Origin of the sequence: Rhizobium sp. J15 (genome assembly GCF_002531825.1) — a bacterium.
GTDB lineage: Bacteria > Pseudomonadota > Alphaproteobacteria > Rhizobiales > Rhizobiaceae > Rhizobium.
Map to the genome: position 1 here is coordinate 153,634 of NZ_NWSX01000003.1, position 15,357 is coordinate 168,990.

Genomic DNA, 15,357 nt, shown 5'->3' on the forward strand with positions numbered 1-15,357 from the left:
ATGTTTACGACAGGAATGAGTATATCAGTAGGCCGACGGAGCCCCAAAAGACAATAGGCGTAAGTATCAAACCAAGGACGATGACTTTTGTCATTGAAAAACTCCGAATCCACGCGCCCCGCTGAAAATCTATTTCATCGATCCACGGTTTGGTATGGGCACGAAGTCCGGGATGGATCGGACCTTGGTCTCAGTTTCGACGATTTGACCCACGCTATCGCCGCTCAGCGCGTGGGAGGTGACGGTAGACCGCAACCGCCACGACGAGTGCAACGGCAATCAGCGCCGCGGCGACCGCGAAGGTGATCCGCATTCCTGATGCGACCGCTTCAGGGCGCGCCGTGGCGATATCGGATGTCGCAGATGCAAGAGCGAACACAGCGCCCATCACGGATGCGCCGGTGATCAAGCCGAGATTGCGCGACAGGTTGAGCATGCCCGAGATGACGCCTCGCTGGTCGGGCCGGACATGCGCCATGACGGCCGTGTTGTTGGCCGCCTGGAACAGTTGGTAGCCCGGCGTCAGGATGGCGATGGCGGCGATGTAGCCGGCAATACCGGGAAGCACGGCCAAGGCGATCGAGCCTGCCGCCATGGCGATGAGCCCTGCGACAATCACAAAGGGCGCGTCAAGGCGGTCGACAAGGCGACCGGCCGGCACGCCGCTCAAAGTGGAGATGACGGGGCCGCTCGACATGACGATGCCGACGAAGGCTTCGTCGAGCCCGAGCGTACGGCAAAGGTAAAAGGGCGCAACCACCAGCGTGGCCATCATAACCGTCGAAACGAAGATGTTCATGGCGAGGCTGGCGCTGAGCGCCGGGTCGCGAAACGCCGCCAATCGGATCAGCGGCGATGCTGTTCTCGCCTCGGCGAAGACGAAGAAACCGATGCCGAAAGCGGCGGCCAGCAACAGGGCTGCGTTCAGCGGACCAAACCTGCCGTGCCCGATCGTCATGGCAAGCGCATAGGCCGAAAGCGTCAGCGCAAGCAGCAAAGTGCCGGCAATGTCGAAGCGCGCTCGATCCGTCTTGCTTCCACTGATATCAGCCGGCAGATGGCGAAAAGCGAGAGCGAAGGTCAATACGCCGAGCGGCACGTTGACGAGGAAGATCGCCGGCGAGCCGAACGAGGCGATCAGGACGCCGCCGAGCGAAGGGCCGAGAGCGGTTCCCACCGCCGACATCGTTCCGAGCAATCCCATGGCGCTGCCGATCCTTACCTTCGGCACCGTCTCGCCGATGAAGGCCATGGTGAGAGCCATCATCATGGCCGCGCCCAGGCCCTGCACGGCGCGCGCCGCAACCAGCACCCACAGCGTAGGCGCGAGGCCGCACAGGATGGAAGCCATCGTGAAGAGCAGGATGCCGATGAGCAGCAGCCGTTTGCGCCCGACGATATCACCGAGCCGCCCGGCGCTGACGACCAGCGTGGTGATGGCGAGGAGATAGGCAAGCACGATCCACTGAACATCCTGGAAGGCGGCGTTGAAGGCCTGCGCCAGGCTCGGCAGGCCGACATTGGCGATGCTCGTGCCGAGTGATGGCAGCAGCATGGAGAAGGAAAGGCTGGCGAGCGTCCATCGGGCGGAGGGCGCCTGCCCGGCAATTGCCTCGCCTCGTTCCGCAGTGATCTGTTTCATCATGACCTCGTTTTCGCGATTTCCGGAATGGAGCGTCGAAGCCTAGTGACCGGCCTGATGTGGCGGAAGGCGCACGATTTGCATTTCATTGATGCATTTGACGCCACATCATGAACAAGCCGTGTTATCGTCGACCTATGTCGACACCCGATCTCAACCTGCTTGTCACTCTCGATGTGCTGCTTGCCGAAGGCAGCGTTGCTCGCGCGGCCCGCAGATTGCGGCTCAGTCCCTCGGCGATGAGCCGCGCATTGGCGCGATTGCGCGAAACCACAGGTGATCCGCTGTTGGTCCGTGCCGGACGCGGTCTCGTTCCCACTCCGCGGGCGCTCGAACTGCGCGAGCGGGTCGGCAGGATCGTCGAGGAGGGGCAAGCCGTGTTGCGTCCCGTCGAGGCGCTCGACCTGAAACGGCTTGACCGGACATTTACGCTGCGCACCAGCGAAGGCTTCGTCGAGAACTTCGGGCCGGATCTCATCGCACGGATCGGCGAAGAAGCGCCTGGCGTACGGCTGTGCTTCGTGGCCAAGCCGGATAGAGACAGCGCCCCCTTGCGCGACGGCACTGTCGATCTGGAAACCGGTGTTGTCGGCAAGACGACCGGACCCGAAGTGCGGGCGCAAGCCTTGTTTCGGGATCGCTTCGTCGGTGTCGTGCGAGCGGGACATCCGCTTTGCCAGGGTGAAATGACGCTCTCCCGCTATGCGGCCGGCCGGCATGTCAGCGTATCCAGGCGCGGCCTTGAGAAAGGACCGATCGATGAGGCGCTCGACCTGCTCGGGTTGGAACGGCAGATCGTCACGATCGTCGGCGGCTTTTCGACTGCTCTGGCTCTCGCGCGGGCTTCCGATCTGATCGCCGCTGTTCCCGAACGGCATACCGGCGTCTTGCGCGCGGGAATGCACAGTTTTCCGCTCCCCGTCTCGATGCCTGACATCACGGTTTCATTGCTCTGGCATCCGAGGATGGATGCCGATCCCGCCCACCGCTGGCTGCGCGGCTGCCTTCGCGATGCCTGTGCCGCAACGTGATTGGAAGCCCGAGAGTGACCCTGTGCCAGCGGTTGACTATCCCGTGCTGCCGTGATTTCCCCTCTCGCATCACCAAGCGAGGACATCATGACCGACATCATTGTAAAGGACAGCAACGGAAGCCAGCTTCACGACGGCGATTCCGTCACGCTGATCAAGGATCTCAAGGTCAAGGGAACTTCGGAAACGCTGAAGCGCGGAACGCTCGTCAAGGGTATCCGTCTGACCGACAATCCCGGCGAGATCGAGTGCAACACCAAGCAGGTCAAGGGCCTGGTGTTGAAAACGGAATTCCTGAAGAAGGCATAGGATCGTCGGGGGTCTCCTGCGGCACTTCCTCCGTGATCACTTCGAAACGGGAAAGCGTCGCCGGCCCGAAGGCCGTGGACATCGCGACGTCAGTGGCGTCGCGGCCGGTCGCCATCAGTATTCTGCCGATACGCGGCGTGTTGTGGCGGGCATCGACCGTATGCCAATGGCCGCCGAGAAAGACCTCGAACCAGGCGCTGAAATCCATCGGATTGGGATCGATCGGAACGCCGATATCGCCGAGATAGCCCGTGCAGTAGCGGGCCGGGATGTTCAGGCACCGGCAGAGCGCGATCGCGAGATGAGCGAAATCGCGGCAGACGCCGCTCTTGTCGGTAAAGCCGCCATGCGCGGTCCTCAGCACGTCGGCCTTCTGGTAGTCGAAGGTAATGTGGTTATGGACGAAATCGCAGATCGCCTGGACCCGCGCCCATCCGAGCGGCGTCGACGAGAAGTTTGCCCAGGCGAAATCCGAGAGCCTGTCGGTGTCGCAGTAGCGGCTGCCGAGCAGGAAGACGAGCACTTCGTCGGGCAGGTCCTTGATCGCGTGTTGAACGGCATTCTCAGGAACGATGTCGGGCTGCCCGGTGTCGTAGATCTCGAACGCGGTGGAAATCGTCGTCAGTCCCGGCGGCGCGACGATCCGGCTGCAGGCATTGCCGAACACGTCGATATACTCCCAGACCTCGATCGGCCGGTCGAATGTCAGTACCTGCTCGCTTAAAAGATCGGCGCGCCGGGAAGGATGAATGTTGAGGACGAGCAGCATGGGTGTCGGCTGTACGCATTCGTACCCTAAATGAAACCCGGCGCGTATCCTCATAGTGGCTTCCTCGTCGCGATTGCGCATGTGCGGCTGCCTATCAACGTTGCTCGGCGCGGCGCGGTTCCAAGGGCTGCGGGCGTCTCCCCGCGGCTAACTGGTCGTGACGTTGACCTGCACCGTCATGCTGTCGAAATCCGCTTGCCCCCCGTCGTAGCTGCCGCTCAGCGGGACTGCCTGGCGGGGATCGCGGGCGACGGCGACGCGAATGAGATCGCGGTTGCCGACGATCCCGTTGGTCGGATCGAACTCCGCCCAGCCGGCGCCGGGCAGATAGATCTGGCACCATGCATGCGTGGAGCCGCCGCCGAGCACGGTGGAGCCGTCCCGGTCGGGAACATAGACATAGCCGGTGACGAAGCGCGCCGCGAGGCCGAGCGCGCGTGCCGCTTCCATCATCAGAAGCGCGAAATCGCGGCAGGTGCCGGAGCGAAGCTGCAAGGTCTGGAGAGGCGGCTGCGTCCCATGCTCCAGCCGCCGCGAATAGACGAAGCTTTCCCGGATGGCGTAACAGAGCGTCATCAGCAGATGTCCGGTTTCTGTCGGCCGCCCCTGCCGTACGAACCGCTTTGCCCAGCGCCCGACCTCGTTGTTCGGATCGGGATAATGACGCTGTACCGAGGGCGCGAGATCGGCGATCTCGTCCTGGTCGTAGGGGAACGGATAGGTCAGGGCGGCATTGTCGACCCGGAGATCGAGTGCGACCTGAGGCGTGTGATCGAGCGTGATCCAGGTTTCGAACCGAAGCTCGGCGGAGGGTGTCGGAATATCGATGAGCGCGACGCAATTGCCGAAGACGTCGTGGATCCAGCGCACCCGGCTTTGCTCCGGATAGGTCGTCAGCGACGCCTCCAGGAGCCGCTGGTCGAAGCTGTCGCGTGGCCGAAACATCAGGCGATGCTGGCCGAAATAGACCTCTCTGAGGTAGCGATAGGAGGTGATATGGCGGACGGTGAAAATTGTCATGGGGGGCCGCCCCGCAATCTGTTCACGTTGCTGCTCCAAGGCGGCTATGCCGCCTCTCCCTTGGAAGCGCCCTGCCCGCTTCTGCGCTTATCCCGATTTCTTGTCATATAAGCAGATTCGAAAGATTGCTATTGTAGCTTCACCGATCGACGGCAGGGCCGTCCAACCTTAGGAGGGTACGATGCATATCATCTGGGACGTTCTTACGCTTCTGCTGACAATCGGTTCGCTCTATGGCGGTCGCGAATACCGGATTATTCGCGCTCGTGCCCGCGCTCAAAACTGGGGCAACTTCTGACCTGATACCGGCGATCGCGTCGCGGTTACGTCGAATGACGTAAAGCTCAGCGATTAAGGAGATGCTTTATTAGGTTCCTAGCGGTTTATCCGCTATTTCTCTCTGTTAGTGCAAGCCCGCCTCACCCCAGGCGGGCTTTTTTCGCGGTCATTCCGTCGCGCGGCATCACTTCTTGGCGCCGGCCGAAAGCACCCGATGTGTCGCATTGTCCAATGCGTGGCTGGTTTGCTGCCCATCCTTCTTCAGTCCGTATGCGGTATTGCCGCAGCCGGAAAGCGTCAGCAGGCAGATGCAGGCAATGGCGATGGCAGCATTTGGCATCAATTCTGTTCCCCGGATGAATTGCGATCTGAAGAAAATGATACACTCCACGGCAAAATCAATCCGCCGATGGGGTAGCACGAGCGCAGGCATGGAACCCGGTGACGCCGCGGGCGTTTAGGAGAGCCATCCACCGGGGTCAACGATATGGACTATCAAATCGCCTTCGCCGCAACCGTCGCAACAGCATCCTTCCTGTTCTTCATGCTGCTCATCCACAGAACGTGAAGACTGCGCAATTGCCGGATCTCAGTCCGCTGCCGAACAGCTTCGGCACATTCTTCGGCTCCCGGAATTTTTTATCCAGAGGGACTGTGGCACCTGTCGCCGCTGTGTCTGCAGCACCACCGGCCGCACGTCTGCAACGCGGTAATCCGGAATGGCTAGTATTAGTTGACGACTTTTACGCCATGAACGCGTCTGTGCAGGCAGATAAAGACATTTCCAACTCAGTGCAAAGACAGCCGTACAAATTGTCGCAGTGATTATTCGATTGTCCTGAAAAATAACGCCATGTGCCATTTTGATAATTTAAATTTTACTTAAAAACCAGGCTTAACTAACTATTAATAATAGCCTTGCGCGTCTCCCTCTTGGGTTTATGCTTCATAAAAAAGGGGAGAAGAAGATGTTTAGCAAAAGCCTCATCATGCCGGTCGGCTTCGCCCTGCTCGCTATTGCCGGCCTTCTTTTCCAGCTGGCCGTTTACGCGCTGGAAACGCCGGTCACCCTGCTGCAGCCGTGAATGCTTAAGTTCCTCCAGGAGTGGAACTTTTTTTCATTTCGTGCATAGTGACGAGGCATTTCATCAGGAGGAAATTATATGGAAAACGCAGGCGTGGGTTGGATCGCGGCCATCATCATCGGCGGTATCGCCGGATGGCTGGCGGAAAAGGTCATGAGCAGCAATATGGGCCTGCTCATGAACATATTGCTCGGCATCGTCGGCGCAATCGTCGCCAACTGGATCCTGGGTCTGTTGCACATTCAGCCGCTGGCCGGCTGGCTGGGTTACCTGATCACCGGTTTCGTCGGTGCGTGCATCCTGATCGCGCTCGGGCGAGTCATCCGCCGCTGACCCAATTGGTCACAGACACGACTGAAAGCCGGGCGTTTATGGCGTCCGGCTTTTCCTTGTCCGATTTCCGAATTCAGCGGCGGCTCAGCAGGCCGAAAAGATAGGCGACGCCCGCCGTCACCGCGAGCGCCATGAGCGGTTCTTCGCGTACCTTGTCGCGCAGCCGTTCCGTCATCAGCGAAGCCTCATCGGTTACCACCGACTTTGCCCCCTGCCCCAGCGCCCGCACGCTTTCCGTCAGTCTGGAGAGGTCTTCGCGCAGCGCCGTGACCTGCGCCGACAGATCGTCTGCTGCGATATCGGCCTTGACGCGCGCAGCGGTGGATTCGGCGGAAGCGGTTTTCAATTCTGCCATGGTCTGCTCCTGTTTCATGGGATGCCGCTTCAACGAAATGGCGGCCAGAAAGGTTCCGCTCCAGCCGATCTTTTGTTCCCCGCCAGGGCCGTTTACGCCGGTCATCGCCCCACGCAGCTTTTCGCGCGACAAACCCTTCATTTCCTGTCGGGTTTGTTTTAAGGAACGACGAATGTCTGCCCGTCGTGCGGGTCAATGATACTGCGAGGTTTGCGTTTTCATGTTCCATTTTCTGAGAAGAGCTGCTCAGACCTGGGTTGCCAAGCTGCTCCTGCTTCTCCTCGTCGCCTCCTTCGGCATCTGGGGTGTGTCGCGAGAGCTGCTGACAGGCGGCAGCAGCACCACGGTCGTGACCGTCGGCGATCAGCAGGTGGGCGTCAATGAATTCCATCTCGCTTATCAGCGCCAGGTGCAAAGCGTCAGCCAGCAGTTCGGCATGCGCCTCACCCCCGAGCAAGCCCGCGCCTTCGGCGTCGAACAGCAGGTGCTCGCCCAGCTCGTCGCCGGCGCCTCGCTCGATCAGCTCGCCGAAGACATGAATCTCGGCCTGTCCGAGGATCGCCTCGCCCAACTGATCGGCGACGATCCGGCCTTCAAGGCCGTCAACGGCAAGTTCAACCGTGAGCTCTTCATTTCGCGCCTGCGCAATGCCGGGATCCGCCAGGAGGATTACATCAAGGAGCGCAGCAAGGTCGCGGTCCGCAGCCAGATCGTCGATGCCGTCTCCAACGGCTTCACGGCGCCGAAGACGCTGGTCGACGCGCTCAAGCTCTACGGCGATGAAAGCCGCAGCGTCGACTACCTCCTGCTCACCAATGCCAATATCGAGCCGATCAAGGCGCCCGCCGATGACGTGCTGGCCGCCTGGTTCGAAGGCGTCAAGCAGCGCTATCGCGCACCGGAATATCGAAAGATCATCTATCTGAAGCTGCAGCCCGCCGATATCGCCGACGCTGCGACCGTCACCGACGATCAGATCCGCGAAGCCTTCGACAAGGGCAAGGATGCCTACCGCACGCCGGAAAGCCGCACGATCGAACAGCTGACCTTCGCGAGCAAGGATCTCGCCACCGCAGCCGAAACGGCGCTGAAGAGCGGCACCAGCTTCGATCAGCTGGTTTCCGACCAGGGCAAGACGGCGAGCGACGTGCTGCTCGGCGAATTCACCAAGGAAAAGGTCCCGGATCAGGCCGTTGCCAATGCCGCCTTCGCGGTTTCGAAGGATGGCGGCACCACGCCGGTCGTCGACGGCTCCTTCGGCCCGGTCATCCTGCGCATCAACAATATCAAGCCTGAGACCGTCAAGAACTTCGATGAGGTGAAGGAAGATATCCGCAAGCAGCTGGCGCTCGCCAATGCCTCTCAGGAAGTGATCAACGTTCATGACCGCATCGAGGATATGCGTGCCGGCGGCTCGACGCTCGAAGATATCGCCGGCCAGCTGAAGCTCAAGGCAGTGACCGTCGATGCCGTCGATATGACCGGCGCCGGCAAGGACGGCAACGAGGTCAAGGATATTCCGATCAAGCAACAGCTGCTCGGCGAAGCTTTCAAGACCGAGGTCGGCGTCGATGCGCCGCCGCTCCCGATGGGCAATGACGGCTATGTCTGGTTCAACGTCCGCGAAATCACGCCGGACCGCGAGCGGCCTGTCGCCGAAGTGCGCGAAAAGGCCGTCGAGGATTGGACGGCCGAACAGCAGAAGGCTGCGCTCGCCAAGAAGGCCGAAGAATTGAAGGCCGAGGCGGCCAAAGGCACCGCTCTTGCCGATATCGCAGCCCCGCTCGGCATCGCCGTCGAAAGCAAGAGCGGTTTCACCCGCTCCACCGACGATCCGGTTCTCGGCCGCGCAGGCATCAACGCCGCCTTCTCTGGTCCCATCGATACGGTGGCCAGTGCCGTCGGCGCCGATCCTTCCACGCAGATCCTGATGAAGGTGACGGAGGTCAACTCCCAGCCGACCGGCGACGTGCTGAACAACCGCGACGCCCAGATCACCGCCATGGCCAATGCCGCCGGCGACGATATTCTCGATCAGATGGTCAACCTGCTGCAGACGCAGTATGGCGCGCAGATCAACCAGACGCTCGCCGAACAGGCGACCGTCCGCTAGGACAGGATGATTTTAGGCCAGGTCGGCCTAAAATCTGAATTCTGTTCTAAATTAGAGAGTTAGAGCATGATGCCGAAAGCCGCTCACACTTTTCGGCATCATGCTCTGGGAGGCTTGAAACCGCATGACCGATCTGAAGCCGTTCCTGGCCAAGGCCGCGAGCCGCGAGCCGCTGACGCGTGACGAGGCCCGCGCTGCCTTCGACATCCTGATGTCGGGCCAGGCGACCCCCTCGCAGATCGGCGGTTTCCTGATGGCGCTGCGCGTACGCGGCGAAACCGTTGACGAGATCGTCGGCGCCGTCACCACCATGCGCTCGAAAATGCTGACCGTCGAAGCGCCGGCCGATGCGATCGACATCGTCGGCACCGGCGGCGATGCCAGCGGCACCTACAATATTTCGACGCTGGCGGCGCTGATCGTCGCCGGTGCCGGCGTGCCCGTGGCAAAGCATGGCAACCGGGCGCTGAGCTCGAAATCCGGCGCGGCGGACAATCTGGCCGCACTGGGCGTCAACATTGATGCTGGTCCCGAGACTATCTCTCGCTGCATCGCGGAAGCCGGCGTCGGCTTCATGTTCGCCCAGCTCCATCATTCGGCCATGCGCCATGTCGGCCCCTCCCGGGTCGAGCTCGCCACGCGCACCATCTTCAACCTGCTCGGGCCGCTCTCCAATCCGGCCGGCGTCCGCCGCCAGCTGCTCGGTGTGTTCTCGCCGCAATGGCTAGTGCCGCTGGCCGAAGTCATGCGCGATCTCGGCTCCGAATGCGTGTGGGTGGTCCACGGCGACGGCCTCGACGAGATCACCACGACGGGAACGACGCAGGTCGCGGCCCTCGAAGACGGCAAGATCCGCACCTTCGAGCTGTCGCCCGCCGATTTCGGCGTCAGCCCTTGCGTTCTCGCCGACATCAAGGGCGGTGATGGCGTCGCCAATGCCGCAGCGCTTCGCGAGGTGCTCGGCGGCGCAAGGAATGCCTATCGCGACGTCTCGCTTGCCAATGCCGCCGCCTCGCTCGTCATCGCCGGCAAGGCCGAGACGATCCGCGACGGCATGGCGCTTGCCGCGCATTCGCTGGACAGCGGCGCCACCGCACTTGCCCTCGACAAACTCGTCGCCGTTTCGAACGATATCGACTAGGATTGGCCGATGACCGATATCCTGAAGAAGATCGAACTCTATAAGCGCGAGGAAATCGCTGCGGCGAAGGCCGCCGTGTCGCTTGCCGAGCTGAAAGCGATGCAGGCCGATCAGTCCGCTCCGCGCGGTTTCCACAAGGCGCTTACCGCCAAGCGCGACGCCGGCAATTTCGGCCTGATTGCCGAAATCAAGAAGGCGAGCCCGTCAAAGGGGCTCATTCGCCCGGATTTCGATCCGCCGGCTTTGGCAAAGGCCTACGAAGCCGGTGGCGCCGCCTGCCTTTCCGTGCTGACCGACACGCCGAGCTTTCAGGGCGCGCCGGAATTCCTGACGGCGGCACGGGCCGCCTGCGTCCTGCCCGCTTTGCGCAAGGATTTCATGTTCGAGACCTATCAGGTCCATGAGGCACGCGCCTGGGGCGCCGATTGCATTCTCCTGATCATGGCGTCACTGACGGATGACGATGCGGAGCGCCTGCAGGACGAAGCTTTTTCGCTCGGCATGGACGTGCTGGTCGAGGTTCACGACGCGCCGGAAATGGAACGGGCGCTGAAGCTTTCCTCGCCGCTCGTCGGCATCAACAACCGCAATCTCAGGACTTTCGAGGTCAGCCTGACGGTCAGCGAGACGCTTGCCTCCATGGTTCCGGACGACCGGCTCCTCGTCGGCGAAAGCGGCATCTTCACCAATGCGGATTGCAAGCGCCTGCAGGTGTCCGGCATCAATACTTTCCTCGTCGGCGAAAGCCTGATGCGCAAGGACGACGTGGCGGCTGCCACCCGCGCGCTGCTCCTGGGCGAAGCCGCCATCGCGGCCGAGTGACATGAGCGGCGAAAAGCCTGGCCTGACCCATATCGGCGCCTCCGGCGAGGCGCATATGGTCGATGTCTCCGACAAGGCCGAGACCGTGCGCATCGCCACGGCCGAAGGCTATGTGAAGATGGCGCCGGAAACGCTTGCCCTCATCCGTCAAGGCGATGCCAAGAAGGGCGACGTGATCGGGACGGCGCGCCTTGCCGGCATCATGGCCGCCAAGCAGACCGCCAATCTGATCCCGCTCTGCCATCCGCTGATGCTGACGAAGGTCACGGTCGAGATCGAGGAGGACGCCGCCCTGCCGGGTCTCCGCGTCACCGCCACCGCCAAGCTGACCGGCAAGACCGGCGTGGAGATGGAAGCGCTGACCGCCGTCTCGGTCGCTTGCCTGACGATCTACGACATGGCCAAGGCCGCCGACAAAGCAATGGAGATCGGCGGTATCAGGCTGCTCCAAAAGTCCGGCGGCAAATCCGGCGATTTCCGCCATCCGGAGGCGAAATGAACCTTCTGCCGGTCGCCGAGGCACTGAGCCGCTTGCTCTCCCGCGCAAAACCGATCGCGGTATCCGAGACGCTGCCGCTCGCCGAGGCCGAAGGCCGCGTCCTTGCCGTCGATCTCACGGCGGGCCTGACCCAACCGCCCTTCAACGCGTCCGCCATGGACGGCTATGCGCTGCGCCGCGAGGATGCGCCGGAGCCGGGCGCCGTGCTGAAGGTCATCGGCACCTCCTCCGCCGGGCACGGCTTCGAGGGAAGCGTCGGCCAGGGAGAAGCCGTCCGCATCTTCACCGGCGCCCCTGTTCCCGCAGGCGCCGATAGCGTCCTGTTGCAGGAGGATGCTGAAAAGACCGAAAGCGGCATCCGAACCAATTTCCCCGTCCGCCAGGGCCAGCATGTGCGTCCCCGAGGCCAGGATTTCGTCGAAGGCGAAGCCGTGCTCCCTGCCGGCAGCGTGCTCGATTTCTCGCGGTTGACGGTTGCCGCCGGCATGAACCGGCCCGATGTCGAGGTGCTGCGCCGCCCGCTGATCGCCATTCTCGCAACCGGCGACGAATTGCTGCCGCCCGGCAGCACGCCCGGCCCCTCGCAGATCATTGCATCCAACACGTTCGGTATCGCAGCCCTCGCCCGCAGAGCCGGCGCGGAGGTGCTCGATCTCGGCATCGTGCCCGACGACAAGGCCAGAATCACCGCGGCGATCGACGCTGCGCGGAGCGCCAAGGCGGATGTTATCGTTACGCTCGGCGGCGCTTCGGTCGGCGATCATGATCTGGTGCAGGCGACGCTGATCGAGGCCGGCATGCAACTCGATTTCTGGCGCATCGCCATGCGCCCCGGCAAACCGCTGATGGTCGGCAGCTTCGGCGAGACGCATGTGCTCGGCCTGCCCGGCAATCCGGTCTCGAGCCTCGTCTGTTCCCTGCTCTTCCTCGAGCCGCTGGTCCGCAAGCTCGCCTCTTTGCCGCCGGTGCAGCGAGAGACAATGGTGGAGGCGGCCGTGACGCTGCGTGCCAACGACCACCGGCAGGACTATATCAGGGCGAAACTTTCGAAATCCGCTGCCGGAAACCGGCTGGTCGAGCCCTTCGACAAGCAGGATTCCTCGATGATGAAAACCTTTGCCCGTTCGGACTGCCTCATCATCCGCCCGCCGCACGCACCGGAACTGCCGGCCGGAGCGCCCTGCCCGGTCATGCTGTTGCGGCCGGACCTTCTCGTTTAGTTGCGTCCGCAGTCATTGCCGAGAGTGAGAAGACGCCCGCCTGAACCGCTCCGCCACGCGTGCCTGCGCCGAAATCCGTGACTGCATGGCTCGCAATTCGGCTGAGTTCGCCTTGCGGCAAGTGAGCACGGAGGGGATCGCCGATCAGCACCTGGATGCCGGCTGCCTGGCAACGCCGCAAGAAGGCCATCACCCGTAGGGCAAGCGCGGGATCGTAGAACAGATCGCCGATGACAAGGACATCCGTCTCAGGCGGCGGCTCCTCGATGATATCGGCAGCGATGGCTGTGATGCTTACATCGTTGATCGCCGCGTTGAGGCCGATCGCGGCAATCGCATTGGCATCGATATCGACCGCCGTCACCGCGCGCGCTCCGGCCTTCGCTGCCGCGATGGCGACGAGCCCGGAGCCGGCGCCGAAATCGAGGACGCGGCGGCCGGCGACCGTTTCCGGCCGGTCGAGCAGATGGCGGGCAAGGACGGCGCCGCCTGCCCAGGGATAGGCCCAGTAAGGCGGCGGATCGGTTTCTCCACGGCCGGCAAGCCGCCAAAGCCCGCTCGCAGGCCCCGCGGTGTGAAGCCGGATCTCGGGGATGGAGGGAACCGGCGAGATCGGCAGATTGGCCTGGATGAAGGTGGCCGGATCGGGACGCAGCGTGCCGGGGCGTTTCATCACCATCTCATTCCACCGGTCATGAAATCCGATGATTCGTCATCGCAGCTGACGAAATCAGCCGGGCTTATTCTTCGAAAACTTGCCCTTCGCCCCGGCACCGCCTTTGCCCTCATATTTGCCGCCCTCGAATTTCGGCTTGTCATATCTGGGCTTATCGGATTTCGGGCCATCGAAACCGGGCTTGCCGGGTTTCTTGCTCCAGGGCTTGGCATCCCGCCTCTCCTGGCCGCCAGCGTCGGCTGCGGCATAGCCGCCGCCAGAACCCTTGCCGAACTTCTTCTTCGGTCGCTCGTCCCGGAAGGAGTCGCCCGGCCGTTCGTCACGCGACGGTTTGCCGGCATAGGGCTTCGGCGAGGCCGCGCGGCTGAAATCCGGCGTGCCGGCAAGCCGGGTCACGCGGATGCCGCGTTCGAGCGTCTTGTTCGGACCAAGCGCTTCCTGGAAGCTATCGGCATTCGCTGCGGCGATCTCCACATAGGTTTCCTCGGGCTGCATCTTGATCGCACCGATCTCCCGCTTCGTCACATTGCCGTTGCGGCAGAGCATCGGGATCAGCCAGCGCGGCTCGGCATTCTGCTTGCGCCCGACCGAGACGGAGAACCAGACGCTGGGGCCGAAATCTTCGCGAGGTCCCTTCTGCGCCGGCTCGTAGGGTGCTGCATTGTCACGGCGCTTGCGGCTGCGGTCGTCATACACGGTGACCTCGATCAGGTCTTCCGGCGCCGAATGATTGGTGCGGTAGAGACGCAGGAAGGCGGCCGCGAGCTTTTCGGCGCCGTGGCTCGAAAGCAACTGCTGCACCAGCCCCTGCTCTTCCTCCTGCGGCGCTTCGTGGAAGATCGGATCGGCGAGCAGCCGCTCGTCGTCGCGCTCGCTGACCTCCTCGGCCGACGGCGGCCGTGCCCAGGTGGCGGAAATGCCGGCATTCTCAAGCAGCCGTTCGGCCTTGCGCCGGGCGTTCAGCGGCACGATCAGGGCGCTGATACCCTTGCGCCCCGCGCGCCCGGTGCGGCCGCTGCGGTGGAGCAGCGTTTCCGGATTGGTCGGCAGATCGGCATGGATGACGAGATCGAGGCCCGGCAGGTCGATGCCGCGGGCGGCGACGTCGGTCGCGATGCAGACCCGGGCGCGCCCGTCGCGCATCGCCTGCAGCGCATGGCTGCGTTCGTTCTGCGTCAGCTCGCCGGAGAGAGCCACGACGGAAAAATTGCGGTTATTGAAGCGCGCGGTCAGGTGATTGACGGCAGCGCGCGTCGAACAGAAGACGATGGCATTGGTCGCCTCGTAATAGCGCAGCACGTTGATGATCGCGTTCTCGCGGTCGCTCGGAGCAACCACCAGTGCGCGATATTCGATATCGACATGCTGCTTTTCCTCGGCCGCGGTGCTGATGCGCACGGCATCGCGCTGATAGCTCTTGGCGAGCTTGGCGATCGCCGCCGGCACGGTCGCCGAAAACATCAGCGTGCGGCGCTCGTCCGGCGCCGATTCGAGAATGAATTCCAGGTCTTCGCGGAAGCCAAGATCGAGCATCTCGTCGGCCTCGTCGAGCACGGCGGCCTTGAGGTCCGTCATATCAAGCGCATTGCGGCGGATGTGGTCGCAAAGGCGGCCGGGCGTGCCGACGACGATATGAGCGCCGCGTTCGAGCGAGCGGCGTTCGCTACGGATATCCATGCCGCCCACACAGCTGGCGATCACCGCGCCGGTCATCTCGTAGAGCCATTCCAGCTCGCGCTTCACCTGCAGCGCGAGTTCGCGCGTCGGCGCAATGACGAGGGCGAGCGGCGCGCCGGCGCTGCCGAAGCGCTCCCTGCCCTCAAGCAGCGTCGGGGCCAGCGCCAGTCCGAAGGCGACGGTCTTGCCGGAGCCGGTCTGGGCCGAAACCAGCGCGTCGGATGCCGCAAGGCCGGGATCGAGCATCGCCTGCTGCACCGGGGTGAGTTCGGCGTAACCGCGCTTCTGCAACGCCTTGGCGATCGCCGGAACGACGCCGTTGAATTCTGTCATGGGTTCGATCTTTCGGAGCTGTCAGGCGCGAACTGCGCCATGGCCGGAGCCAG

At 62.8% G+C, this 15,357-nt stretch carries 15 protein-coding genes; 8 read left to right on the forward strand and 7 right to left on the reverse strand.

Annotated elements, in window-relative coordinates:
- Window positions 1-214: 214 nt before the first annotated feature.
- Window positions 215-1,642, reverse strand: a complete 1,428-nt coding sequence (locus CO670_RS04335) for an MFS transporter (protein WP_097589263.1) — start codon at window positions 1,640-1,642, stop codon at window positions 215-217.
- A gap of 137 nt (window positions 1,643-1,779) precedes the next feature.
- On the opposite strand from CO670_RS04335, the gene CO670_RS04340 reads away from it, so the two are divergent.
- Window positions 1,780-2,673: a LysR family transcriptional regulator gene (locus tag CO670_RS04340; protein WP_097589124.1), complete on the forward strand. Its 894-nt coding sequence runs from the start codon at window positions 1,780-1,782 to the stop codon at window positions 2,671-2,673.
- Between the two features lie 87 nt (window positions 2,674-2,760).
- A complete protein-coding gene (locus CO670_RS04345) occupies window positions 2,761-2,982 on the forward strand; it encodes an alkylphosphonate utilization protein (protein ID WP_168272188.1) in 222 nt (73 codons plus the stop codon).
- Here CO670_RS04345 and CO670_RS04350 read toward each other — a convergent pair.
- The 3 genes from CO670_RS04350 to CO670_RS04360 form a co-directional block, all read right to left on the reverse strand.
- Window positions 2,939-3,805, reverse strand: a complete 867-nt coding sequence (locus CO670_RS04350; RefSeq protein ID WP_097589125.1) for a transglutaminase family protein — start codon at window positions 3,803-3,805, stop codon at window positions 2,939-2,941. The genes CO670_RS04345 and CO670_RS04350 overlap by 44 nt on opposite strands.
- 93 nt (window positions 3,806-3,898) lie before the next feature.
- A complete protein-coding gene (locus tag CO670_RS04355) occupies window positions 3,899-4,771 on the reverse strand; it encodes a transglutaminase family protein (RefSeq protein WP_097589126.1) in 873 nt (290 codons plus the stop codon).
- A 463-nt stretch (window positions 4,772-5,234) separates the two neighbouring features.
- Window positions 5,235-5,390: an entericidin gene (locus tag CO670_RS04360; RefSeq protein WP_097589127.1), complete on the reverse strand. Its 156-nt coding sequence runs from the start codon at window positions 5,388-5,390 to the stop codon at window positions 5,235-5,237.
- Between the two features lie 823 nt (window positions 5,391-6,213).
- Here CO670_RS04360 and CO670_RS04365 point away from each other — a divergent pair.
- Window positions 6,214-6,468 (forward strand): GlsB/YeaQ/YmgE family stress response membrane protein, encoded by a 255-nt coding sequence (locus CO670_RS04365; RefSeq protein WP_088674344.1) that lies wholly within the window; start codon window positions 6,214-6,216, stop codon window positions 6,466-6,468.
- A 73-nt stretch (window positions 6,469-6,541) separates the two neighbouring features.
- On the opposite strand, the gene CO670_RS04370 is transcribed toward CO670_RS04365, so the two are convergent.
- The gene (locus tag CO670_RS04370; RefSeq protein ID WP_088674374.1) at window positions 6,542-6,823 is read right to left on the reverse strand and encodes a hypothetical protein; all 282 of its coding nucleotides are present in this window, start codon (window positions 6,821-6,823) and stop codon (window positions 6,542-6,544) included.
- Window positions 6,824-7,043: 220 nt separating this feature from the next.
- Between CO670_RS04370 and CO670_RS04375 the strand changes: the two genes are divergently transcribed.
- From CO670_RS04375 to glp, 5 genes are all read left to right on the forward strand, one after another.
- Window positions 7,044-8,936 (forward strand): SurA N-terminal domain-containing protein, encoded by a 1,893-nt coding sequence (locus CO670_RS04375; protein WP_097589128.1) that lies wholly within the window; start codon window positions 7,044-7,046, stop codon window positions 8,934-8,936.
- A 124-nt stretch (window positions 8,937-9,060) separates the two neighbouring features.
- Complete coding sequence (gene trpD / locus CO670_RS04380; protein WP_097589129.1) at window positions 9,061-10,077, forward strand: anthranilate phosphoribosyltransferase; 1,017 nt, start codon at window positions 9,061-9,063, stop codon at window positions 10,075-10,077.
- 9 nt (window positions 10,078-10,086) lie between these two features.
- On the forward strand, window positions 10,087-10,899 hold the full coding sequence (trpC, locus tag CO670_RS04385) for an indole-3-glycerol phosphate synthase TrpC (RefSeq protein ID WP_097589130.1): 813 nt from the start codon (window positions 10,087-10,089) through the stop codon (window positions 10,897-10,899).
- A 1-nt stretch (window position 10,900) separates the two neighbouring features.
- Complete coding sequence (moaC, locus tag CO670_RS04390; RefSeq protein ID WP_097589131.1) at window positions 10,901-11,398, forward strand: cyclic pyranopterin monophosphate synthase MoaC; 498 nt, start codon at window positions 10,901-10,903, stop codon at window positions 11,396-11,398.
- Window positions 11,395-12,618 (forward strand): gephyrin-like molybdotransferase Glp, encoded by a 1,224-nt coding sequence (glp, locus tag CO670_RS04395; RefSeq protein WP_097589132.1) that lies wholly within the window; start codon window positions 11,395-11,397, stop codon window positions 12,616-12,618. The genes moaC and glp overlap by 4 nt, the downstream gene beginning before the upstream one ends.
- Here glp and CO670_RS04400 read toward each other — a convergent pair.
- Window positions 12,587-13,291: a 50S ribosomal protein L11 methyltransferase gene (locus CO670_RS04400; protein WP_097589133.1), complete on the reverse strand. Its 705-nt coding sequence runs from the start codon at window positions 13,289-13,291 to the stop codon at window positions 12,587-12,589. The genes glp and CO670_RS04400 overlap by 32 nt on opposite strands.
- A 57-nt stretch (window positions 13,292-13,348) precedes the next feature.
- Window positions 13,349-15,304 carry a DEAD/DEAH box helicase gene (locus tag CO670_RS04405; RefSeq protein ID WP_097589134.1) on the reverse strand — a complete coding sequence of 652 codons (1,956 nt, stop codon included), beginning with the start codon at window positions 15,302-15,304 and terminating at the stop codon, window positions 13,349-13,351.
- Between the last annotated feature and the right edge of the window lie 53 nt (window positions 15,305-15,357).

Coding starts and splice junctions, on each gene's coding strand:
- CO670_RS04335 (WP_097589263.1), bottom strand. CDS start 1,642: ATGAAACAGATCACTGCGGAACGAGGCGAGGCAATTGCCGGGCAGGCG.
- CO670_RS04340 (WP_097589124.1), top strand. CDS start 1,780: ATGTCGACACCCGATCTCAACCTGCTTGTCACTCTCGATGTGCTGCTT.
- CO670_RS04345 (WP_168272188.1), top strand. CDS start 2,761: ATGACCGACATCATTGTAAAGGACAGCAACGGAAGCCAGCTTCACGAC.
- CO670_RS04350 (WP_097589125.1), bottom strand. CDS start 3,805: ATGAGGATACGCGCCGGGTTTCATTTAGGGTACGAATGCGTACAGCCG.
- CO670_RS04355 (WP_097589126.1), bottom strand. CDS start 4,771: ATGACAATTTTCACCGTCCGCCATATCACCTCCTATCGCTACCTCAGA.
- CO670_RS04360 (WP_097589127.1), bottom strand. CDS start 5,390: ATGCCAAATGCTGCCATCGCCATTGCCTGCATCTGCCTGCTGACGCTT.
- CO670_RS04365 (WP_088674344.1), top strand. CDS start 6,214: ATGGAAAACGCAGGCGTGGGTTGGATCGCGGCCATCATCATCGGCGGT.
- CO670_RS04370 (WP_088674374.1), bottom strand. CDS start 6,823: ATGGCAGAATTGAAAACCGCTTCCGCCGAATCCACCGCTGCGCGCGTC.
- CO670_RS04375 (WP_097589128.1), top strand. CDS start 7,044: ATGTTCCATTTTCTGAGAAGAGCTGCTCAGACCTGGGTTGCCAAGCTG.
- trpD (WP_097589129.1), top strand. CDS start 9,061: ATGACCGATCTGAAGCCGTTCCTGGCCAAGGCCGCGAGCCGCGAGCCG.
- trpC (WP_097589130.1), top strand. CDS start 10,087: ATGACCGATATCCTGAAGAAGATCGAACTCTATAAGCGCGAGGAAATC.
- moaC (WP_097589131.1), top strand. CDS start 10,901: ATGAGCGGCGAAAAGCCTGGCCTGACCCATATCGGCGCCTCCGGCGAG.
- glp (WP_097589132.1), top strand. CDS start 11,395: ATGAACCTTCTGCCGGTCGCCGAGGCACTGAGCCGCTTGCTCTCCCGC.
- CO670_RS04400 (WP_097589133.1), bottom strand. CDS start 13,291: ATGAAACGCCCCGGCACGCTGCGTCCCGATCCGGCCACCTTCATCCAG.
- CO670_RS04405 (WP_097589134.1), bottom strand. CDS start 15,304: ATGACAGAATTCAACGGCGTCGTTCCGGCGATCGCCAAGGCGTTGCAG.